Below are 22,526 nucleotides of genomic sequence, written 5' to 3' on the forward strand. Positions count from 1 at the left end.
GCCTCTCTTTTGTTGAAATTGTTAGAGATAGCTCACGCAGCTGGAACGCCCCGCAGCACGGGACGTTCCGGCGTATTAGTGCAATGCCTTGTGCTGCGGTTTAAGCGAAGACGATCCCCGCGCCAGACAGGTTGTCGAGGCCGACACCGACCAGTGTCACCGCGTAATCGCCGACCTTGAGCAGCGTGTCGTTACCCGATTGCGAAACGTGCTGGCTGTAGTCATAGCCCTGCCCCGCGCCTTGAACGCCCATGAACACCAGCTTGTCGCTGCCCTGGTAACCATTGATGGCGTCGAAACCGAACGCACCGCTGAACAGGAAAGTGTTGTGGCCGCCGGAGGCATACATGACGTCATTGCCCTCGCCGCCGACGAACGTCACCTGGCTCTTGTCGCTGCGCAGCACGTCGTTGCCCGACAACCCGAACAGCCAGTCACCATCGGCGCTCGCCACCAGCGAATTGCCGTAGGCATCGCCATTGAGCGAGTGGTTGTAGTGGGTCAGCTCGGTGCCGGCCAACAAGCCTTTGGCGCTGACGTTGTAGGTAACGTCCTTGTTCAGCAGGCCCCACATGGCCCCCGATTCCTTGCTGACCAGCGCGCCGATATCGCGGGTCATGCTGATGCCGCCGTAGCTGTCGCGCACATACAACGTGCCGTCACCATCGTTGGCAAAGGTGAAGTTCTTCAGCGGCTGTTGCAGGTCGAAAACGTTCTGCCCTTTGCCGCCGAGCAGGATGTTGTAGCCACCCGCGTCCCTGAAGGTGTCATTGCCGTCGCGGCCTTCAAGGAAATCATTGCCCGCGCCGCCGCGCAGCAAATCGTTGCTGTCGGTGCCGATGATGAAGGTGCTGCCGGTGTGCGTTTCACCACTGCGGCCCAGGTCTTCGATCCAGGTGCTGGCGCGCAACGACTCCGACAAGGTCGAGACGAGGATCGTCGAGTCCTTGCTGGTGAGGTCGTAGAAGCTTGAACCGATCACCCGGTTCAGGCCGTCGGCATAACCGAGGGAGCTGTGGGCCGCCCAGTGTTGCGGGTTGGCAATGCTGAACGGGGTCATCTGGGTGGAGACGTAGTGGTCGTTGACGTTGACGATGTTGTTGGTCGCCGAGTCCTGAACCTTGTCGTGCTTGTACAGCGATGAACTGGTGAAGGTGGTGCCGTCGAGCACACGAAACACCGGGTCGTTTTCGTAGCCGATGTTCAACACATGGGTGCCCGCCGAACTTTGGGTCGGCGAGGCGAAGGTCATGTAGTTGGCGTCCTTGAAGTAACCGCCCCAGTGGTCGGCACTCAATTCGGCCACGCTGTTGGCGCCCAGACCGCCCAGACTGTGGCCAGTGATCAGCACGTCCTTGGCGTTCAGGCCCTTGCTGCTGGCGAACGCGGCGACGTCCTTGAGCAAGGTATCGAAGGCGCTTTTGGCGTAGTTCTTCGCATAATCCGTCGGGCCGACAGCAGCCAGCAGATTGTTCTTCATGTCACCGTAGGTGTCGCTGTAGCCCAGGCCTCCGGTCCCGCGAAACGCGATACCGAGGGAGATCAGCTTGCCCGCCGCGTCGTACTTGGCCAGCACCTCGGCTTCGGCGCTGGTGAAACCTTCCTGCTCGCCAAAGAACGTGCCCTGGGCACCGACCTTGCCCTGATAGCCCAATTGTCCGGCGGTGACCGGCGTCCAGCCGGTGGCCAATGGCTTGCCGGTTGGCGTGTAGGCATACAGCGTCAATGCAATCGCATCGCTGTACAAGGCCTTGCTGGCCTCGCTGCCGAACTTCCTGTAATCAAAAACACCCATTTTCTTGCCTCTTGGTTATTGCTGTTACGTGTTGCGGTTTTTCAAATCAGAACTGCCAGTCGAGGGTCAGCCCGACGCCGTGGATCTTGTCCCGCGAGCCCAGCAGTCCGTTGTAATCCAGGTTCAGCGTGACATCGCGTGCCAGCGCCAGGCCTGCGCGAACGCCGACCACTGCCGCATTGCGGTCCATGGAAACGCTCTGCACGGCGAACGGCGTACTGCCGGAGGCAAACGCGAGGTTTTCCTCGGAGTGGATGTTGCTCAGGTTGTGCTGCCAGCCCAGGGTCCCGGACAGGTCGAGTTGCTGATGCTCGGTGAGCGCCAGGCGTTTGCTCGCTCGCAGGCCCAGCGTGGAAAGCACCGCGTCACGGTTGTCGTCGCCGCCCTTGAGCGCCGCCGCACCGCCCTTCTCGGTGAAACTGTCACTGTCCAGATGCACGTAGGCCAGATTGGCAAACGGCTCCAGTGCCAACGGTTGCAGGTCCAGGCGATAGGCCGCCTCAGTGAACACTTGCGTGGTGTGCGCATCGCGCTTGGATTTCTGCTTGGCACTGACGTCGCCGAACTGCAGGTCACGTTTGGCGTCGATGCGGTGCCAACTGTACGCACCGCCGACGCTCAGACGCAGCGCATCCATTTCATGCCCGGCGTACAGGCCCAAGTGGTAGCTGTCGACCGTGGCAGAAGAATGGGTGCCATCGCCCATGTTCAGCGAACTGTTGCTGTAACCGGTGACGAAACCCAGACGCGTGTGGTCGGCAATCAAACCGTCACCCCCGGCCAACAGACCGCTGATGGAGCTGGTGTAGTTGGCGTTGTCATGGCCGCTGTCGGTCTTGCCCCAGGCGCCCAGCACTTTGACCCAGGCGTTGTTCTCACTGCTGTTCGGCGTTGCGGCGTCGTAGAGACCACCATCGCGCAGGCGCTCACCGACGGCATCACGCAGATAGCGCGAGTCGTTGACCAGCAAGGTGCCGATCGCCGGATGAATTTCCCCGGACAAATGCTGGAAGGCTTGCTGCGCGCTCGCCGCGTTCGGCGACAGCAGCAGGCTTTCATACACGGCGTTGCCCGCGCCCAGTTGCTCGGCGGCGACAGCCACGGAGCGTTGATTCGGGGTTTGCCCGACGCTGGCGAAGGAGTTGCTTTTGCGTTCGACCGACAATTGCACGCCGGTCGCCGAGTAATCGAGGCTGCCACCGATAAACGCGTAGTTCGGCAATACCGCGCCGAACTGGCCCTGGATACCGCCGGCCGCTTGCAGGATGTTGTACTGATGGCCGATCAGGCTGCGCACGTCGCCGGGGCTCAACAACGTCGGGCTGTTTTCCAGCGAAAGGCTCACTGTCGCGCCCTGGATCGTGGCTGTGCCGCCGGCCACGATGCTGTCGCTGCTGGTGGGGGACAGCTCGACGGCATAGGTCGAACCGGGTTCGAAGGTCACATCGCCAGCAACGTGCAAGGTGCCGATCGAGTTGCCCGGCGCGACGGTGCCACCGCTTTTCGCGGTCAATGCGCCGACCCGCCCGGAGCCACCGAGGATGCCGCTGTCATTGACCGTGACCGCCGACAGCAACGAACCGTTGACGGCCAGTCGCCCCTGACTCACCAGGGTTGGCCCGGCATACGTGTTGCTGCCCGTCATCACCAGCGTGCCGATGCCCTGCTTGGTCAAACCGCCGTGGCCGGAAATGTCGTTGCGCCAGACGTCGAACCCGCAACTGATGTCGTTACAGATCCGCTGCGTTGGCTTGCCGGCATCGATGACCGCACCAATGCCCGGCAGGTCGGCGACAAACTGGCCGGAGCCATAGGACCCGGTCACCCGGAATTCCTGCGGAATGTCGGCATCGGCGACGAACATGCCGGGGCCGTCGATGCCCTTGCGCAGGTTGATCATGCCCCAGCCGTACAACGAATCGATGCCCGGTGCGCCCAGGTCGGTGGCGGTGGTTTTCAGCACCGTGGCGACCTGCGCGCCGGTCATGTACGGGAAGCGCTCCATCAGCACTGCGGTAGCGCCGGCGACGTGTGGCGCGGCCATCGAGGTGCCGTTCTTGTTGGCATAGCCCACGGTCAGGTCATCGGCGTTGGTGCCGCCGATCACTGCGCTGTAGATCTTGGTACCCGGTGCCGACACACAAAAGCCTGCGGTATAACCGCAACGCGACGAGAAGGTGCTGATGATGTAGGGATTGGCGCTAGTGGTGTCCGGGTTCATTTGCAACGCCGCGACAGTGACCCAGTTCGCGGCAATGTCCGGCACGAAGTAACCCAGGCCGGCAATCGCGTCCGGGTTGTTGAGGTTGTAGTCGTTACCCGCGGCGAAGATGGTCACGATGCCGCTGCGTGCCGCATCGATGGCGCCCCGATACGCGCCGCCCTGTTTGGTATTGAGCAGCGGCTGGATCTGATCGAACTGCGCCTGGCCGTCCTGCACGGTGAAATGCGGGAACGCCGGGTCCTTGCCACCCTTTTTTAAGCGATCGGTGATGCCGATGCCCCAGCTGTTGTTGATGATCCGTGCGCCGCTTTCTCGCAGAGCGTCCCAGCCGGCTTTGTAGACCGCGCCGTCGTTGCCGAGAATGATCCCGTCTTCAGGTCCCGGGTCGCCGTTGTCGGCGCTGATGATTTGCGCGTTGAACGCCACGCCGTGCATCGGGCTGCCATCGCGGCTGCCGGCGGCAATCCCGCCAACATGGGTGCCGTGAGACCCCAGCTTGCCGTCGGAACCTACCGTCGGTGTGCCGTCATACCGAAAGGCATCTCCGGCTTTGACCGGAATGTAGGGATCGGTGTATTCACGGATACCGCTGGTGACCAGCGTCACTACTTTGTCCACACCGGAAAACTCCGGGTGCTTGGCGTAGACCGGTTGATCGAAGATGCCCAGTTTGATGCCTTTGCCGGTGTACCCGGCCGCATAGGCATCCTGAGCGTTGATCGCGCCCAGCCCCCACTCGGCGTTGAATTCGGGACTGCGCCAGCTGCTCGGATCGCCGAGCTTGCCGCTTTCCACATAGGGCGCGGCCTGAGCGACTCCGATCGCCGCCAGATACGCGATAAAGGCTCCACTGAGAGCTTTTGCCTTGCGGCTCATGCCGATTTGCGCAGGCGCGTTGTTGCGAGACTTGCCTTCCATCCAGGTACCTTCCTTGGTTGTCTTTCTTCTTTTATTACTCGTCCACTTTCGGCGTATTCAAAATCGCCGAAAAGATCGCAGGCTCTGCCAGCTCCTACGCCGTGATCGTTGTGATCAGAACTGCCAATTCAGGCTCAGCCCTACTCCGTGGCTGTTTTCGCCGCTGGCCAGACGGCCGTTGTAATCAAGGTTCAAACGAACGTCCTTGGCCAATGCCAGCCCTGCCTGAACCCCGATCAGCGCCGCGTTGCGCGCCAGTGGTGCGCTTTCGACGGCGAACGTCGGGCCGCCGCTGGCAAACGCCAAATGGTCTTCCGATTGGGTCGCGCTCAGGTTGTGCTGCCAGCCGAGGGTGCCGGCCAGGTCGAGCCGTTGCTGACTGGAAAGGTTGATGGTTTTCAGCGCGCGTACACCCAACGTGCCGAGCACCGCATCCCGCGTGTTGCGGCCACTTTTCAGCGCTGCGGCATCGCCTTTTTCGGTGAAACCGTCAGTGTCCAGGTGCACATAGGCGAGGTTGGCGAACGGCTCCAGTGCCACGGGCTGCCGGTCCATCCGGTAGGCGGCTTCGGTGAACACTTGCGTGGTGTTGGCGTCGACCTTGGCTTTCTGCCTGGCACTGACCTCGCCGTAGTGCAGGTCGCGCTTGATGTCTGCCCGCTGCCAGCTGTAAGACCCGCCGAGACTCAGGCGCAGTGCGCCCAGTTCGCGTCCGGCGTAAGCGCCCAAGTGGTAACTGTCGACCTGCGCCCGCGAGTGGGTGCCACTGTCCAGGTTCAACGAGCTGTCGCTATAGCCAGTGACGAATCCCAGACGAGTGTCTTCGTCGAGCACACCGTCGACCCCGGCCAGCAAGCCGCCAATCGAGGTGGTCGAGCCCGCCGTGTCATTGCGCTCATCGGTCTTGCCCCAGGCGCCCAGCGCCTTGACCCAACCGCTACCGCCAGTTGCCGGATCTGCTTGCAAACGTTCCGTCACCGCATCACGCAGGTAGCGGCTGTCGTTGATCAACAAGGTGTCGAGCGCCGGATAGATTTCCCCGGACAACTGCTGGAACGCCTGTTGGGCAGACGCTTGCGATGGCGACAGCAAGAGGCTTTCGTAAACCGGATTGCCGGCGGCCAATTGCTCGGCGGCAGCGGCCAAGGAACGTTGGTTCGGGGTTTGCCCGACACTGGCAAACGAAGTACCGTTGCGTTGAATCGCCAGCTGCACGCCAGTCGCCGAGTAGTCGAGACTGCCGCCGATGAACAGGTAGTTCGGCACTACCGCACCGAATTGTCCCTGAATACCACCTGCCGCTTGCAGGATGCTGTACTGGTGACCCAGCAGGCTTTCGACCTGACTGGCACTTAACAATGTCGGGCTGTTTTCCAGCGCAAGGCTGACAGAGGCCCCCGTAACGGTCGCCGTGCCGCTGGCGACAATGCGGTCGCTGCGGGTCGGCGACAGCTCCACCGCATAGGTCGAACCGGGGGCCAGCGTCACATTACCGTTGACCTGCAAGGTGCCGATCGAATTACCCGGCGCGACGGTTGCGCCGCGGTTGGCGATCAACCCACCGACTCGCCCGGAACCGCCCAGGGTGCCGCTGTCATTGACCGTTACCGCCGAGCTCAGCGAACCATTGACCGTCAACAGGCCGCCATTCACCGTGGTCGAACCGCGATAGCTGTTGTTCCCGGCCAGAATCAACTGGCCCGCGCCGGACTTGATCAGGCTGCCTTCATACAGTCGTGTAGCGGCGGCCGCATCACGTGCCGTGCCCACTGCGTAATCGGTCTTGTCCTGTTGACTGGCGTTGGCCGCGACACCGTTTTCCCAGCCTTTGTCTTTCAAGGTCTGTTGCCAGGCGCTGTGCTCGGCGGCGTCTTCGCTCTGACGCTGAATCAGCGCCTTGTCCGAGATGTCGTTGCTCCACACATCACGTTGACCGGCGGCAAGACTGGCGTCGAATGGACCGAGCAATTGCCCCGGCCCTCTCATCGCCCGCGCAAGGTCGGGCACGCCCCAACCGACCCGAACGGTCGGCGCGTCGGTGATCGAACCGTCAAGCTGGGTCGCGGTCGTCAGCAACACCTGCAAGGCTTGCTGGTTGTTCATGTACGGGTAGCGTTCCATCACCAGCGCCAAGGCCCCGGTCGCATGGGGCGCCGCCATCGAGGTGCCGTTGTAACTGGCATAACCGCCACCGACGATGGTGCTGTAGATCTGCGCGCCCGGCGTGCTGATGCACCAGTACTTGGCGATCCCGCACTGGTTGTATTTTTGCTGGTTGTTTTTATCCAGCGCCGACACCGCCAGCCAGTGGCCTTCCAGGTCCGGCTCGAAATACGGCAGGGCCCCACGCACACTGGCGTTGGCGTACCCGCTGTTGCCGGCGCTGAACACGTTGATCACGCCACGCCGCGAAACATCGGCGGCCGCATCGATCCAGGTGTTCTGGTTCCAGTGCTGGGCATAGGCGGCGTGCAGGCTCTCGATCGTCTTGTAGTCGACATCCTTGGGCTGGCTGCCCCAACTGTTGTTGATCACCCGAACGCCGGCATCGGCCAAGGCGTCATAGGCCGCCTTGAAATAACGCGGATCAGGGCCCGGACCAAACAGGAAGCTGTCGTTCTGATTGGTGTTGGCGACGTACACATCGGCGTTGAACGCCACGCCGTGCATGCCGACCCCGTCGCGCGCGGCGCCCATGGTGCCGGTGACATGGGTGCCGTGGGAGTCGTTGTTGGCGTTGTGAATGCCGCTGACGCTGAAGGGCGTGCCGTTGACGTAGTTGCCGGTGGCCGTGACTGCGTGAAAGCGTGCGGCTTCGGGATGGTTCGGATCAAAACCCGAGTCCAGCGCGCCGATCTTCACCCCTTTGCCGGTGAATCCTGCGGCATAGGCTTCATTCGCCTTCAGGCGATCCAGGCCCCAGTCACTCTGGTACTCGGCGGTGCGCCAACTGGCGGGGTCACCCACTTGCCCCGGATCAAGATAAGCCGCATGAACTGCAGCAGGCAGCGCGGCGACGAGCAACAACAATGACCCGGTGGTGATCGGCTGGGCACGATTACGACGTACGTCCGTGTTCATAAATACTCGCTTTCCTGGCGTTATTGGATTTGTAGTCCCCCTATCGGGGGCGGTGCAGCGGTGTGGCGTTTATCGGGTCGTCTTACGCGGGCCGAAGGCTTCATCGACTTTGGCCAGGTCCTCCTCACGCAAGTTGCCGGCGTAGTAATGCAACTTGGTCCAGGCCATTAAATAGTCATAACGGGCCTGGGCCAGGTCGCGGCGTGTGGTGTAGAGCTGCTGTTCGGCGTTCAGCGCATCAAGGTTGACTCGCTCGCCACCGAGGATGCTTTGCCTGGTCGAGACCACCAGCGCTTCGGCCGACGTCAGGGCCTTTTGATAGGCATGCAGCTTGCTGACACCCGACAGGCAGGCGCTGAACTGGCGCCGCAGTTCGATCAGGGTTTCGCGGGTTTTCGAGTCCAGATCGTATTCGGCCTGCTCCATCGAGCGACTGGCCTGACGCGTCGATGCGGATACCCCGCCGCCGGCGTACAACGGCACACTGACCTCGATACCGATGGTGTTGGTGTCGTAGCGCTGGTTGTAGGTGTTGCCGCTTTCCGACTCGTTCTTGCGCGCCGTCGCATAGGCGCTGACCCTGGGCAGGTGCCCGGCGCGATTGCGTTCTACTTCGAACCGCGCCACTTCCACTGCCTGACGCTGGGAAGCGAGGTTCGGGTTGTTGCTCAGTGCGAGCTCATGCCAGCTGTCGAAATTGGCCGGTTGCAAGGTGAACGACTCAAAGGACTCGCTCAACGGCTCAAGGTCCTTGATATCGATATCCCGCGTGCCGATCAGCGCGCCCAGCTCACGCAAGGAAGCGTCTTGCTCGTCGCGAGCCTCGATCTCTTCGGCGGTCGCCAGTTCGTAACGTGATTCCGCTTCGAGAATATCGGTACGAGTGCCCTCGCCCTGACGGAACATCTGTTCGTTCTGCTGGAACTGTTGTTCAAAGGCTTTTTTCTTCGCTTGCGCGATGTCGATCTGATCCTGAGCAAACAGCGCCTGGGTGTAATAAGTCAGCACCCGCACCAGCAGCTCCTGGCTTTTGCCGCGAAAGTTCTCATCGGCGAACAGCGATTGCGCCACGCCCTTGCGATACGCCGCATACGCCTCGTAGTCGAATAACGGCTGTTGCAGAGTGAAGGTCGAGCCATAACTGTTGTAGTTCCGGTCGTCAGTCTGGTTGCGGCGGCGTTCGTCCAGGGAAGTGGCCTTGGAATTGTTGCGCCCCTTGTTGTAGTTGTACGACAGTTTTGGCAGCAGGCCGGCACGACCAATCGTGCGGTTTTCCAGGCCGGCGTCTCGCTCCTTGATGGCGCCGAGGAATATCGGATCATTGCGCAGCGCCTGTTCGTAAACCTCAAATGGCCCCATGGCGTAAACGTTGGTGCAGACCAGCAATGCAATAGCGGTCCCGAGAATGGAATGCTTGCTCATACGACGGGACATCCTTATTCCTCGGTCAATGCGGAGCCTGCCCGGTCGAGCAGAGGTTTAAACAGATAATTGAGGAGTGAGCGTTCGCCAGTGCGCACGAACATCTCGGCCGGCATGCCCGGCTTGATCACCAGCCCGTTGAGTTTTTCCATGGCGACATCGCTGACGCTGCTGCGCAGCACGTAGTACGGCACGCCGGTTTTCTCGTCGACCATCTGGTCGGCTGAAATCAGGCTGACTTCGCCCGGTACACGGGGCGTATTGCTCTGGTTGAAGGCGGTAAACAGGATGTCCACCGGCAAGTGGCTACCGACCTTGTCGATCAGGTTCACCGGCAGGTGGCCTTCGACCTCCAGGCGCGTGCCTTGGGGCACGATCTCCAGCAAGGTTTCCCCCGGGCGAATCACCGCGCCTTCGGTGTGCACGCCGAGGTTGACGGCGATGCCGTCGGCCGGCGCAACGATTTCACTCTGTTGCAGATTAAAACCGGCCGAGGTCAGTTGCTGCTCCAGGGTCAGGCTCTTGAGCTGCGTGTCCGCCAACTGGCTGCGTACCTCTTTCTGGTATTCCTCGCTGTGCTGTTGCAGCTTCAAGCGCGTTTCAAGAATGCCCTGCTCCACGCGCCCGCTTTCGCCGCTGTTCTGCGCCAGCTGCTGCTGTATCTGCGAGAGCTGACGCTGGAATTCCATCAGCCGGTTGCGCGGGATGTAACCGTTGTCCGCCAAGGGTTGCAGGTTGGTCAGTTGCTGGCGCAGCGATTCAGCCTGCGCGGTCAGGTCGGTGCGCGCCCGACGCATCCCGGCCAGTTGTGCGTTGGCACCTTCGATGTTGGCGCGCATCCCGGCCTGCTCGCGATCAAATGCTTCGCGGCGGCTGCTGAACAGTTGTCGCTGACCTTCCAGCACCAACGCCAGACGTGGGTCGGGGTCGTTGCTCAGTTCGGCGGGGAAACTCACCTGCTTGAGGTTGTCACGCTCGCTTTGCCAACGTGCCAGGCTGGCCCAGGCCATACGGTATTGGGCTTGCAAGGATTGCACGTCCGCTTCGACCTGAGTCTGGTCGAGGCGAAACAACGGCTGGCCTTGCTTCACCGCCTCGCCTTCACGCACCAGAATCCGGCTGAGCACCCCGCCACTCATCGATTGCACGGCCTTGCGTTTGCCGGACACCACCACCGTGCCCTGCACCGGAATGCCTTGATCGAGAGGCGCCAGGCTGGCCCAGAGAAAAAAGCTGCCGGCGCCGACCACGGCGAGCATCCAGCCCAGGCGGGCAAAATAACCGGCGTCGCGCTCAAGACGCTCCGGTGCGTAACCTTGTTCGATTGTCATAGCGCTGTCCTTGCTCATACACCGCTGCTCTTGGTCGGGGCCTGATACTGGCGGCTCATGCTGAGCCCGGCCGGTGCTGCGGCGGTCTTATCCCGTGGTTGTTCCTGTTGCGCACCAGACAGCGCCTTGAGCACTTCCTGGCTCGGCCCGAAGGCTTGCAGGCGGCCTTCGTTGAGCACCAGTAACTTGTCGGCCTGGGCCAGCGCCGAGGAACGGTGGGTCACCAGAATCACGCTGGTGCCCTGGGCTTTCATCTGCGCGATGGCACTGGCCAATGCAGCCTCGCCAACGGTGTCGAGGTTCGAATTCGGCTCGTCGAGCACCACCAGGCTCGGCCCGCCATACAGCGCCCGGGCCAGGGCCACGCGCTGTTTCTGGCCACCGGACAAACCGCCACCGTCTTCGCCCAGTACGGTGTCGTAGCCCTGCGGCAGACGCAGAATCATCTCGTGCACACCGGCCTGCTGCGCGGCCTCGACCACCTTCTGCGGGTCGGCTTCGCGAAAGCGCGCAATGTTCTCGGCGACGCTGCCGCTGAACAGTTCGATGTCCTGAGGCAGATAGCCGATGTAAGGACCGAGGTCGTCGCGGTTCCAGCGATGAATGTCCGCACCGTCCAGTCGCACGGTGCCGGCCAGGGTTGGCCAGACGCCCACCAGCACCCGCGCCAGGGTCGACTTGCCGGAGCCGGAAGCCCCGAGGACACCCAACACCTCGCCAGCCCTGAGGTTGAAATTGACCATGTGCAGGGTTGCCGTGCGTTGGCCCGGCGGGCCGGCGCTGACCTGTTCGAAGGTCACCTGGCCCTTGGGCGCGGGCAACTCCATGGCATCGTCACTGGGCGGGAACTCTTGCAGCAATGCGTCCAGCCGTCGGTAGGCCAGCTTTGCCCCACTCCATTGTTTCCAGACGGCAATCAACTGATCGATCGGGCTCAGCACCCGGCCCATCAGGATCGAGCCTGCGATCATCATCCCGGCGGTCATATCACCCTTGATCACCAGCAAGGCGCCCAACCCCAGCACCAATGATTGCAGGCACAGACGCAGGGTTTTGCTCAAGGAACTGATGACCGCGCCGGTATCGCTGGCCTGGTTCTGCAAGCCGAGAAACCGTGAATGCACCTGGAACCAGCGTTTGCGCAGCGCGCCGAGCATGCCCATCGCCTGGATGGTCTCGGCGTTGTGCAAATGACTGGTGGCCAGTTGCGTGGACCGTTGCGAATAACCGCCAGCTTCACCCAAGGGCTTTTTGGTGATCGCCTCATTGAGGAACGCCAGACCGATCAACAGCACCGCGCCGACGGTAGCGAACACCCCAAGCCAGACGTTGAACAGATAGATCACGAACAGATAGACCGGAAACCACGGTGCATCGAAGAACGCAAACAGCGCAGGTCCCGTGACGAACTGGCGAATCTGGGTCAGATCGCCCAACGATTGGCCGGCGTTGCCCTCGCCCTTGAACAGGTTGCGCTCGAACGCGGCCTGATAGACCCGCAGATTGAAACGTCGCTCCAGTTGGCTGCCGATGCGAATCACGATGAAGCTGCGCACGGTCTCCAGCAAACCGATAAACGCAAAAAAACCCACCACCATCAGCGACAGCATCGCCAGCGTGGTTTCATTCTGCGAGGAGAGTACCCGGTCATACACCTGGAGCATGTAAATCGACGGCACTAACATCAGTACGTTAATCAATGCGGTGAAACAACCGACGCTGATCAGAATACTTTTATAGTCACCCAGCGCCTTCAATAGCGGTGCAGTGGGAGTGGTCTTCGCCATTCTCATTGTTCTTCCCTGAGCTGATAGCCCGCGCGGTAGTTCGACACGGTTCCAATAAACTGCCCCCTCTGACAGGGGCATGCTTTTAATAGTGCAACTGACAGGCGAACGAACCCTATGTCATGACGATATAGAGTTCAGGTTATTTAACTGCCAACGGAAAACTGTGGGTGAGCCCTTATTTCCATAACTGGAAAAAATCTGGCTTACAGTCGTACACTTTTAGTGTGGTGCGCGTTGTAAAACAATCTGTGGATCAGAGTGTTTGGTACTTTGGTAGACGCCTTCCTGCTGCCGGCCAAGATGAATAATTCTTGAACCCTCTTTACCCGTCAGCGATATACCGTCGGGTTCCGGGAACCAACCGACGGGTGTCTCACTCAGCCAACCGGCGAGGCATTGAATATCGCCGGCCAATGTTTGATTTTGCACAAGCTCCAGTGAACAGGTGTTCTGCGGCTGTGCCGTCAGGTAAACCTGCCATTGCCCGGCCAGTTCCGACGGGTCTGCCAATCTCAGGCTGCTTGCCATGACTACATCTCCAGAAAACATCATCAGCGTGGCGATCAGCCAAGCCATTGCCCTGTAGGTAAAGGCGTTATGGGTCATAAGGTGTTTCGTTCCAGGTTGTAGCCTATGCAGCCTCGCCTACCGTAGCGGTGCTGGCAAGGATAAAGGGCAGCGCATCTGCGCTGCCCCCATAATCATCGACTCAGGCCACGATGTCCGTGGTAGCTGCCTGGCCAATGGTGGTGACCAGGAAGTCAGCCACGCCATGCCCGGAAAAGTCGACGGCAAGGCTGCTGCCACCGGAAATTGTGCTCAATACCGCGTCGCCTGCTGCACCGGTGAACGAATTCACGAAGTGCAGGCCTGCGCCGTTGGTAATGGCACTCAGGTCGATTTTGTCCAGACCGCTGGTGAAATCCAGGATCTGATCGACCGCACCCGGCTTGGAGTCGGAGCTTGCTGCAAACACGAAGGTGTCGGAACCGCTGCCACCCCAGAGTTTGTCCGCGCCACCCGCGCCGTAGATGATGTCGTTACCGGCACCGCCCTTGAGCTCGTTGGCCACGCTGTTACCGATGAGCAGATCGTTACCCGAACCGCCGATGGCGTTCTCGATGGTCACACCCTTGGCAATGGAAACGTTACCGACCATGCCACCAACATCGGAGAACGAGGCCTCATTGAGGTTGATCTTCTGGTTTTGGGTGAAACCGGAGAAGTCCAGGGTGTCCTTGCCGCCCGCGTCCCACACCGAGAACACGACTTTGTCCGACGACGAGGTCGCGCTGTAGAAATCGCGGCCGGCGTTGGAGTTGAAGCCGTAGGTGGTGTCACCCGTACGGGTGCTCATGTTGGCACCATAGAGCTTCTGCACCGCAGCAATATCGTCCATCAACGGACCGGACGAATAAGCCTCGACGCCGCCTTTGCTGAAGTTCTGGTTGGTGTTGCTTTCACTCCAGTAACTCATGAGGCTGTAGCCGCGAGTGTCCTGGCCATAGACGGCGTCGTTGTAAGTCGGGGTGCCTTCGCCGGCGTTGTAGTCGCCAGGGTGAGACAGACCGAGGGTGTGCCCGATTTCGTGAGTCAGGGTCTGACGACCGTAGTTGTTCACGCCCGGAGTCTTGTTGACGTTGTAGCCACTGCCGGTCAGGTACCACGACTGGCCGTCGTAGCCAGGTTCGCTGCCAGGCAGGAAGGCAAACGCAGCTGCACCTTCCTGGCCGCCACTGTAGTTACCGAAGGTCATGTGACCGTCGCCGCCCTTGGCGGCTTCAGTGAAGGTGACATTGGCTACGTCGCCCCAGGATTGCATGGCGAGCACGGCCTGAGATTTCTGCAAGGCACTGAACTGGCTGAAACCAGTAACACCCAGGCCGCTGAAATTCGACGTCGGGGCGGTCAGGAACGTGTAGGTGAGTTCGATCTTGCCGCTGCCGTTGAGGTCGTGCCAGGCATAACCATCTCGCACCAGCTGGGTCGCGGCTTGATCTACCGAGTAGGAGGGTTTGCCATTGACCGTAAGATTGCCGCCGCGGTCGTACTGATGGCTGAAACTATCGATCTGCGACCAGGCACTACTTGTGGCGGCCAGTGAGTCAATAGCGTTCACTTTTACTTTCGACATAAACACACTTCCTTGTTTAGCAATGGAACAGTTTTTGTCAGACAGCGACAATCTCTGGCGAGATCGTCCTATCACTCGCCCAATGAAGGCGAAAGAAAACTGACACAATTTGAAATCAAACGTCCACTACTTTTTTGACGTCAATTTGAACCGACCCACAAAACTCCCGAAAACAATGACCGGCGAGTCGAAATAATCTTTGTAGTTCAATCTCCAAACAGGATTGTCGGACAATGATCTATTTAAATATTAAATAACAGTACAGTCGTATTTGATTACTGCGTCGCAGTTTTAAGTGGCTTTGCGCCATCTAGCAACACTCCAAATATGCCGTAAGTGTTCAAGTTCAAGTGCGATCTTTTGATCTTTGGCTCTCACCCCGGACGGGATTTACCCCTCAACCCCCCCGTCCGAATCTTGTTCAACAAACGCGTACGAACCGGGTCGATGTTCTGCGGTATGGACTCCAGTGCAAACAGCTTGCCCATCATTTCCGGGCTCGGCGTTTACTGCATGAAACCTTCCAGGAAACCCGCGACCCGAGAGGCCAGTCTGCGCAGCGGCTCCGGCTCCCCGATGCCCGACAAAACATGATCCAGATCAATGACAGCGCTTCAATCGCCAAACGGCCTGAAAAATTTCACAGTCCTTTCACCAACGAGTGCTATTTTTAAAATTCAAACGGTTGGGCCAGTGAGGGCTCTTCCCTCCTAACACGGGCTAACGGACGCGCTCGATGAACAAGGCGGGCAACACATGAATAGAGTGTCGTTGAGCAAGGTCACGTTTCCAAACGCCTGCCAGCTGATGCGCTGGTATTTTCATCCCATGGGATTCGAGGCGAGCATGGATGCCCCGGACAGCATGATTGCCCGGTTGTTTGATCGTGCCAGTGGCGAGACCATGATCGCCATTGCCGGAATTCCCTGCGCTACAGTGATGAACGCCGCCGATGTCGAGCGAATAATCGAAGCCGTGGAGGATGAGCTTGAAGCCTTTGCTCCTCCTGCCCTGAGAAGTGCTTCTTGAACCCACAATCCTTTGACATCAAAGCCCACGCAGCGTGGGCTTTTTTATGTTCGAAGGTATTCCAGATTGCTGCGTCGTCCTGTTCAGACCGACGGTTTGCCAGCCCGCTGATCGGCGAAGAAAGGCTTGCCCTGCGCAATCCTGTCGGATGCCTTGGGCATATTGACCGATTGATTGTCCTGGCCATCGACGTACCAATAGCAGTGCGTCACTGCCCGGGTGATGCCAACGTAAGCCAACCGCAGAATCTCGTCTTTCTGCGCACTGTCATAAGGCTCCGCATCGCCGTCCTTGCCCAGCCCGGCCATGCGATAGACCTGATTCTTGTACGGTGAACTGGTCAGGTGCTGGCAGTCGCCGAGCAGGAATACCGCATCGGCCTGAAGCCCCTTGGCACTATGATAGGTCAACTGCTTGAGCCGTCGCGCCTCGAATGGCAAGCTGGAATCAACATTAACTACAGGAGAAATATGCTCTTCAATCAATAACTTATCGCTACTTTTTCGATAAAGCATCAAGATTGAATCACCGTTTCGATAGTGTTCCATCAGACGCTTGGCCATGGCCGAATCATCCCGATCATGGACGTTGACCGGCAACAGTTCCCCAGGCTCGCCACTGGCCTTGGCTTTTTTGCCGGGAATCGCCGGTGCGGCGCGCACGATATGCTCGGCAGCGTCGATGATGTGCTGATGGCTGCGGTAGTTTTCGCTGAGCATTACCCGCGTGGTAGTGGGCGACGGAAATTCCTTGTTGAATTCCATGAAGTACTTCGGCGAACTGCCACGCCAGCCATAGATCGACTGCCAGTCGTCGCCGACGCACAGCAGCGACGAGCGTTGCGCCCCGCGCCCGACATGCATGGCTGGACCACGGCTGCGGATTTCCATCAGGGTTGCGCGAATCCAGGAGACGATTTGCGGGGAAACGTCCTGAAATTCATCGATCATCAAATGCGACATCGGTCGCAGCAACTCATCGCTCAGCAGTTTGAGGTTTTCTGGCGAATGTTCACTGAACAAGGCGAACATCCGGTTGTAGGTCATCACCGGCGGCGACTGATCCAGCAGGTGATCCTCCAGGGCTCGCCAGTACAGGCTGAGGGCTTCAAAGAACAAGCGGTCCGGATCGTCCTTGGCGAAACTCATCTGGCCCACGGCTGCCGGAACATCCAGCCCAAGGTTTTCGATAAAGCTCGCCGCCGCGACAAAACAATCGAGCAGTGGTGCGGAGCCCAGTTCACCCTTGACCTTGTAATCGAACCCCGGCCCGGCGCTGGCATCCCCTGCCAGCGTGGCCAAAACACGTTTTGAAGATTCGTAGCTGTCTAGCCAAATCAAAGGCTTACGACAGAAAGCTTGAAACAGGGTACGCTTGACTGCCCATTCGGCGCGAACCGTCAGTTTGGCGTTGGGACGGCTGACTTGCGGGTTTTCACGGGGATCGAAGCCCAGCACGACCCAAGCATCGAGCGTCGGGATGTAACCGTGACAATGGAAGGTCGAACCGTTGATCTCGAACGTCTGGCGGCTCGGCTCAATGCCCTTGATCGGCCAGGCGCCTGCGCGAATCCATAGATCTTCGACGACATCGCAGAGTTCTTCATCGCGCTTGGCCGCCAGTTCGGTCACCGCCATGCGCTTTTGCACATCCGGGTGATCGCGTTCCAGCTCCTTGAGCTGCAAGGCATGACGGGACAGCGGCGTGATCAGTTCGCGAAAGCGTTCGTTTTGGGTAAACAGCCGATGAAAACAGGCATTGAGTAGTTGGCGCTGGGTGTCGTTGATCCGCAGATCGAACGGATTGCTGTCGACCTCTGCGTCATCGAACAGCGAACGGCCGCTGAGGTTTTCGAAGGCCTGCAGCCGCTCGAATCCCGGCAGGCTACGGACCATCGGCAGAATGCGCGAGTGGAAGGTTCGCACCAGATCGCGGGCGTCTTTCTGGGAGAGCGCTCGGCCCCACACGGTAAACAGACCGATCAGCTTGTTGATGAAGTCCTTACGGGATTCCCGGGTGAACGTCACCACGGTCAACGAATCGAGTTCAAACCCCAGGTAATGGGCCAGTAGCAAAATGCGCAGCGCCAGGGTCGTCGACTTACCGGCGCCCGCCCCGGCAATTACCGAAGTCGAAGGGGTGTCGCTGAAGATCATCTTCCACTGTGCGGCGCTCGGCTGCGCCGATTCCGGCAACAAGCGGGCGACATCGGCCTTCATGCGCTTCTTGATCTCGGCACTCAGCGGCAGCCGCCAGTCGTCGAACAGGTTTTCATCAATGCGCGGTGCCGGATGCTCGGTGGATCGGCTGTCGCGGATCAGCAGCACCTGGCGGCCTTCCTCTATTCCGTCCAGCTTGCCTTCCTTATAGCCATAGTCGACGCCGGCGCTATGACCGCTGCGAAATCCGTCGGCCTGGCCATGCAGCCAGGACGCCCGATGCTGCGCGCGCAGGCGATTGAGGCCGTGGCCAAAAAAACGCGCGGCCAGGCGTTTGAGCAACGGCATCTCGGCCAGGGGCAAAAGCTCGGAAGGAAGATCGGGATTGTGACGCGGCACGCTGACTCCAGGGTGTGAGGCTGTTGCAGGCTATGGTGTCTTCATTTGCCGGCGAGTTCTAGTCAAATGCTTATCCATCATTGGTTTAAGCGATGAAGTGAATGCTGAGACGTAAAGTTTAGCCTTCGATTTACATCCAATAAACTGATTAGATTGAGGCAGTTTTTACGCTTTTTATCGATTGTTAACTGATAGATGATGCTTGCCATCAACCACCGGTTCTCGTTTTGCGGCTCAGGCGTTCCGCCCCATGACGAACCTTTACAGGAGACGATCATGCTTGAACTCAGACCCTTCAAATCCCTGGGCGGCGCCCATCATGGCTGGCTGGATGCCCATCACCACTTTTCGTTCGCCGAGTACCACGACCCCAAGCGTATGAACTGGGGCAACCTGCGGGTGTGGAACGACGATGTGATTGCACCGGGTACCGGATTCCCAAAACACCCGCATCGGGACATGGAAATCATTACCTACGTTCGCGAAGGCGCGATCAGCCATGAAGACAACCTGGGCAACAAGGGCCGCACCGAGGCCGGTGATGTACAGGTCATGAGCGCCGGTACCGGGATTGCTCACAGCGAGTACAACCTGGAGCCGACGGCGACGAAGATTTTCCAGATCTGGATCATCCCGAATGAAACCGGGTTGGCACCGTCCTGGGGCGCCAAACCGTTTCCAAAAGGTCATCGCGAAGGTTTCGTGACCTTGGCCAGCGGCAAGGCCGGCGACGACCAAAGCCTGCGGATTCGCGCCGATGCACGGTTGGTGGCGGCAAACCTGAAAGCTGGCGAAACCGCCGAGTATCAACTGGACACCGGTCGCCGGGCGTACCTGGTGCCTGCCACCGGGGTCATTGAAGTCAATGGTTTGCGTGCACAAGCTCGAGACGGTGTAGCGGTCGCACAGGAGCAGGTGCTGCGAGTCACAGCGATAGAAGACAGTGAAATCGTGTTGGTAGACCTGGCTTGATGCGCTGAAGGCCGGATGCAAAAAGGGGTGACCATTGTGGTCACCCCTTTTTTGTGCCTTGTGGCAATTACTTCGTGCTGATCGCGCTATCCACCAGTGTCTGGGCTTCGCTGACCAACTGCTTGAGGTGATCGTCGCCAATGAAGCTTTCGGCGTAGATCTTGTAGATATCCTCGGTGCCCGAAGGACGAGCCGCGAACCAGCCATTTTCGGTCATGACTTTCAGGCCGCCGATCGCCTGGTCGTTACCCGGCGCCTTGCTGAGAATGCTCTGGATCGCTTCGCCAGCCAGTTGTGTCGACTTGACCTGGTCCGGTGACAGCTTGCCGAGCAAGGCTTTTTGCTCAGGGTTGGCCTTGGCGTCGACGCGTACCGAGAACGGCTCACCCAGCTCATCGGTCAGTGCGCGATAAGCCTGGCTTGGATCACGCCCTGTGCGAGCGGTCATTTCAGCCGCCAGCAAGGCTGGAATCAAGCCGTCCTTGTCAGTGCTCCAGACGCCGCCATCCTTACGCAGGAACGAGGCACCGGCACTTTCTTCGCCGCCAAAGCCCAGCGAACCATCGAACAGGCCATCGGCGAACCATTTGAAACCGACCGGTACTTCGTACAGACGACGATTCAGGCGTTTGGCAACGCGATCGATCAAGCCACTGCTGACCACGGTTTTACCCACCGCCGCATCGGCGCGCCATTGCGGGCGGTTCTGGAACAGATAGTCGATGGACACGGCCAGATAGTTGTTCGGCGCCAGCAAGCCACCGGACGGGGTGACGATGCCATGGCGGTCGTGGTCCGGGTCGCAGGCGAACGCTACGTCGAAACGTTCTTTCAGCCCGATCAGGCCTTGCATGGCATAGCTGGACGATGGGTCCATGCGAATCTGACCGTCCCAGTCGACGGACATGAAACGGAACGTTGGATCGACCTGGGTGTTCACCACCTCAAGGTTCAGGCGGTAATGCTCGGCAATCGCCGACCAGTAGCGCACCCCTGCTCCGCCCAGCGGGTCCACGCCCAGGCGCAGGTTGGCGCCACGAATAGCGTCGAAGTCGATCACGTTGATCAGATCGGCGACGTAGGTATTGAGGTAATCGTGACGATGGGTGGTGCTGGCCTTGAGTGCCTGCTCGTAGCTGATGCGTTTGACACCGGCAAGCTTGTTGGCGAGCAACTCGTTGGCCTTGGCCTCGATCCACTTGGTGATGTGGGTATCGGCCGGGCCACCGTTGGTGGGGTTGTACTTGTAACCGCCGCTTTGCGGTGGGTTATGAGACGGCGTGATAACGATGCCGTCCGCCAGCCCCGACGTGCGGCCGCGGTTGTAGCAAAGAATTGCGTGGGAAATAGCCGGCGTCGGCGTGTACTCGTCGCCTTCGGCAATCATCACGGTCACGCCATTGGCGGCGAGGACTTCCAGCGCACTGGCGCCGGCCGGCGTCGATAGCGCGTGGGTGTCGATACCGACAAACAACGGGCCGTCGATGCCCTGGGCTTCGCGATACAGGCAGATGGCCTGGCTGATGGCCAGAACGTGCCATTCGTTGAAACTCAGCTCGAACGAGCTGCCACGATGGCCTGAAGTACCAAACGCAACGCGCTGGGTCGAAACAGAGGCATCGGGCTGGCCGGTGTAATAGGCCGTTACCAGTCGCGGGATGTCAACCAACAACTCTACGGGTGCCGGTTTGCCCGCAAAAGGACTGAGTGTCATGCAAAACCTCTGAAAAAGAGTGGTTCAGGAATGGAGAGGCAGTTTACTGGCAGTTTGACCAGAGAGCGACGATATCTATCCAGACAAAATCTATCCAGACATCCGCTGGGTATATTGACTTCCGGTCAATCGATGAGTTCAAGCCTCAACGCATCTGCCAGCATCGTCAATGCAGCCTCCAGGTCATGCTGCCCGCTGAAGGTGTGGCTGAGCCTGACGTGCTGCGAATGCAGCCCATGCAGACTGAACAGTTCACCGGGCGCAATTACCACCTGCTGCTTGAGCATGCGCTGGAAGACCCGCCGTACATCGACCGGCCGTAACGAGCGCGCCCAGATGGTCGCCCCGCCCGCCGGCTCGACAAACTCCAGCGAGTCGCTCAGACGGTTCTGCAGCATCTGGGTCATTCGGCTTTTTCGTTCTTTCAATAGCCGGCGCAGTACCAGCAAGTGCTGGTCGATACGGCCACTGCTGTACAAACGTGCGATGGCTTTTTGACGAATTGGCGACAGGCGAAACGAGCGCAGCAAAAAATGTCGCTGCAATTGCGCGCTCAAATGCCGTGAAAGCAGATAACCGTAAGGCGCCTCAGGTCCCATGAACTTTTCGAAGGTGGAAAACACGATCAGGCGATCAGGATCGAGTACATCGCGAAAACGACTTTCATTCGGCTCATGAGCGAGTTCGCCGTACACGTCGTTTTCCAGTACCCAACTGCCGTGTTGTTCCAACAGCTCGGCGGTGGACTGTCGGTTATCCGACGGCATCAGGCTGCCGCGCGGCATGCTCACGCCCGACGACAACACCACCAGGCGAACCGCCTCGGTCTGGAGTAAATGCTCAAGCAACTCAAGGTCAAGGCAGCCGTTGCTGTCTATCGGCAATTCGATTACCTGCACGCCAGCAGTCTGGAACAAGCGCAAAATGGCCCAGTCACAGGGCGACTCCACCAGCACGGTCGCATCCTTGAGTTCGAGCACTGCGATCAGTATTTCCAGCACACCCCGCCAGTCGGCACCAATGTAAACATCATCAGCGTGCCAGCAGCGTGCCGGCGAAGTGGTGTAGCGCGCCGCCAACGCGGTGCGTAACTCCAGTTCGCCACACGGCTGCGAATGAAGCTGCGGTTGGCGCGGATACTGGCGCACCAATTCCCGCTCCAGCAGTAACAGCGGACTGTCCAGCGACTGCAGAAGCGCCGGCTCGTCAATACTCAGAACCAGCATCCCCGGACGCCTCGCGCTGACATAGACCGTTTCAAGCAGATCGTTGCCGCTGCTGAACGACATGTTCAAGGAAACCGGCAGCGCGTAGTAACCGGACTTTGCTACCGAATACACCCGCCCTTCTTTCTCCAACAGAGAATAGGCGTACTGAATAGTTGAAATCGACACGTTCAACCGGTCCGCCAGCTGCCTTAGCGAAGGCAGTTTGATCGGTGCTTCAGTCGCCATTTCATCGATCAGGCTGGTCAGGTATCGGTACACGGCCTGGTAGGCAAAATCAGTTTCCCTTTGCCCCTTCATGAACGCTGGCCAATCGCTGCGCAGGTAGTGTT

General features: G+C 59.5%; 13 protein-coding genes. 2 read left to right on the forward strand and 11 right to left on the reverse strand.

What is annotated here, in order from left to right; translation table 11 throughout:
- Positions 1-100: 100 nt before the first annotated feature.
- The 8 genes from FPT12_RS09580 to FPT12_RS09615 form a co-directional block, all read right to left on the reverse strand.
- A complete protein-coding gene (locus FPT12_RS09580) occupies positions 101-1,795 on the reverse strand; it encodes a polyurethanase (protein ID WP_145015997.1) in 1,695 nt (564 codons plus the stop codon).
- Positions 1,796-1,841: 46 nt separating this feature from the next.
- Positions 1,842-4,895, reverse strand: coding sequence for an autotransporter serine protease (locus FPT12_RS09585; RefSeq protein WP_145016112.1), 3,054 nt, complete (start codon positions 4,893-4,895; stop codon positions 1,842-1,844).
- Between the two features lie 156 nt (positions 4,896-5,051).
- Positions 5,052-8,018 carry an autotransporter domain-containing protein gene (locus FPT12_RS09590; RefSeq protein WP_145015999.1) on the reverse strand — a complete coding sequence of 989 codons (2,967 nt, stop codon included), beginning with the start codon at positions 8,016-8,018 and terminating at the stop codon, positions 5,052-5,054.
- 69 nt (positions 8,019-8,087) lie between these two features.
- On the reverse strand, positions 8,088-9,452 hold the full coding sequence (locus FPT12_RS09595; protein ID WP_145016001.1) for a TolC family outer membrane protein: 1,365 nt from the start codon (positions 9,450-9,452) through the stop codon (positions 8,088-8,090).
- Between the two features lie 2 nt (positions 9,453-9,454).
- Positions 9,455-10,771 (reverse strand): HlyD family type I secretion periplasmic adaptor subunit, encoded by a 1,317-nt coding sequence (locus tag FPT12_RS09600; protein ID WP_145016003.1) that lies wholly within the window; start codon positions 10,769-10,771, stop codon positions 9,455-9,457.
- A 14-nt stretch (positions 10,772-10,785) separates the two neighbouring features.
- Positions 10,786-12,564: a type I secretion system permease/ATPase gene (locus FPT12_RS09605; protein ID WP_145016004.1), complete on the reverse strand. Its 1,779-nt coding sequence runs from the start codon at positions 12,562-12,564 to the stop codon at positions 10,786-10,788.
- A 216-nt stretch (positions 12,565-12,780) separates the two neighbouring features.
- A complete protein-coding gene (locus FPT12_RS09610) occupies positions 12,781-13,167 on the reverse strand; it encodes an AprI/Inh family metalloprotease inhibitor (RefSeq protein WP_145016006.1) in 387 nt (128 codons plus the stop codon).
- Positions 13,168-13,270: 103 nt separating this feature from the next.
- Positions 13,271-14,695, reverse strand: a complete 1,425-nt coding sequence (locus FPT12_RS09615; protein WP_145016008.1) for a serralysin family metalloprotease — start codon at positions 14,693-14,695, stop codon at positions 13,271-13,273.
- Between the two features lie 756 nt (positions 14,696-15,451).
- On the opposite strand from FPT12_RS09615, the gene FPT12_RS09620 reads away from it, so the two are divergent.
- Positions 15,452-15,724: a DUF1652 domain-containing protein gene (locus FPT12_RS09620; protein ID WP_145016010.1), complete on the forward strand. Its 273-nt coding sequence runs from the start codon at positions 15,452-15,454 to the stop codon at positions 15,722-15,724.
- A gap of 83 nt (positions 15,725-15,807) precedes the next feature.
- On the opposite strand, the gene FPT12_RS09625 is transcribed toward FPT12_RS09620, so the two are convergent.
- A complete protein-coding gene (locus FPT12_RS09625) occupies positions 15,808-18,282 on the reverse strand; it encodes a UvrD-helicase domain-containing protein (RefSeq protein WP_145016011.1) in 2,475 nt (824 codons plus the stop codon).
- A gap of 276 nt (positions 18,283-18,558) precedes the next feature.
- On the opposite strand from FPT12_RS09625, the gene FPT12_RS09630 reads away from it, so the two are divergent.
- Positions 18,559-19,254: a pirin family protein gene (locus FPT12_RS09630; protein ID WP_145016013.1), complete on the forward strand. Its 696-nt coding sequence runs from the start codon at positions 18,559-18,561 to the stop codon at positions 19,252-19,254.
- A 67-nt stretch (positions 19,255-19,321) separates the two neighbouring features.
- Here FPT12_RS09630 and pgm read toward each other — a convergent pair whose 3' ends face one another.
- Together pgm and FPT12_RS09640 are read right to left on the reverse strand one after the other, a co-directional pair.
- Positions 19,322-20,968: a phosphoglucomutase (alpha-D-glucose-1,6-bisphosphate-dependent) gene (gene pgm, locus FPT12_RS09635; protein WP_145016016.1), complete on the reverse strand. Its 1,647-nt coding sequence runs from the start codon at positions 20,966-20,968 to the stop codon at positions 19,322-19,324.
- Between the two features lie 125 nt (positions 20,969-21,093).
- Positions 21,094-22,494 carry a PLP-dependent aminotransferase family protein gene (locus FPT12_RS09640; RefSeq protein WP_145016113.1) on the reverse strand — a complete coding sequence of 467 codons (1,401 nt, stop codon included), beginning with the start codon at positions 22,492-22,494 and terminating at the stop codon, positions 21,094-21,096.
- Positions 22,495-22,526 lie beyond the last annotated feature (32 nt).

The sequence above is a fragment of the Pseudomonas sp. H3(2019) genome (assembly GCF_007713465.1).
Taxonomy (GTDB): Bacteria; Pseudomonadota; Gammaproteobacteria; order Pseudomonadales; family Pseudomonadaceae; genus Aquipseudomonas.

Bases quoted from the DNA above. Each gene is read 5' to 3' on its own strand.
- FPT12_RS09640 (WP_145016113.1), bottom strand. From the start codon at position 22,494: ATGAAGGGGCAAAGGGAAACTGATTTTGCCTACCAGGCCGTGTACCGA.
- FPT12_RS09620 (WP_145016010.1), top strand. From the start codon at position 15,452: ATGAATAGAGTGTCGTTGAGCAAGGTCACGTTTCCAAACGCCTGCCAG.
- FPT12_RS09610 (WP_145016006.1), bottom strand. From the start codon at position 13,167: ATGACCCATAACGCCTTTACCTACAGGGCAATGGCTTGGCTGATCGCC.
- FPT12_RS09595 (WP_145016001.1), bottom strand. From the start codon at position 9,452: ATGTCCCGTCGTATGAGCAAGCATTCCATTCTCGGGACCGCTATTGCA.
- FPT12_RS09615 (WP_145016008.1), bottom strand. From the start codon at position 14,695: ATGTCGAAAGTAAAAGTGAACGCTATTGACTCACTGGCCGCCACAAGT.
- FPT12_RS09630 (WP_145016013.1), top strand. From the start codon at position 18,559: ATGCTTGAACTCAGACCCTTCAAATCCCTGGGCGGCGCCCATCATGGC.
- FPT12_RS09605 (WP_145016004.1), bottom strand. From the start codon at position 12,564: ATGAGAATGGCGAAGACCACTCCCACTGCACCGCTATTGAAGGCGCTG.
- FPT12_RS09585 (WP_145016112.1), bottom strand. From the start codon at position 4,895: ATGAGCCGCAAGGCAAAAGCTCTCAGTGGAGCCTTTATCGCGTATCTG.
- FPT12_RS09580 (WP_145015997.1), bottom strand. From the start codon at position 1,795: ATGGGTGTTTTTGATTACAGGAAGTTCGGCAGCGAGGCCAGCAAGGCC.
- pgm (WP_145016016.1), bottom strand. From the start codon at position 20,968: ATGACACTCAGTCCTTTTGCGGGCAAACCGGCACCCGTAGAGTTGTTG.
- FPT12_RS09600 (WP_145016003.1), bottom strand. From the start codon at position 10,771: ATGACAATCGAACAAGGTTACGCACCGGAGCGTCTTGAGCGCGACGCC.
- FPT12_RS09590 (WP_145015999.1), bottom strand. From the start codon at position 8,018: ATGAACACGGACGTACGTCGTAATCGTGCCCAGCCGATCACCACCGGG.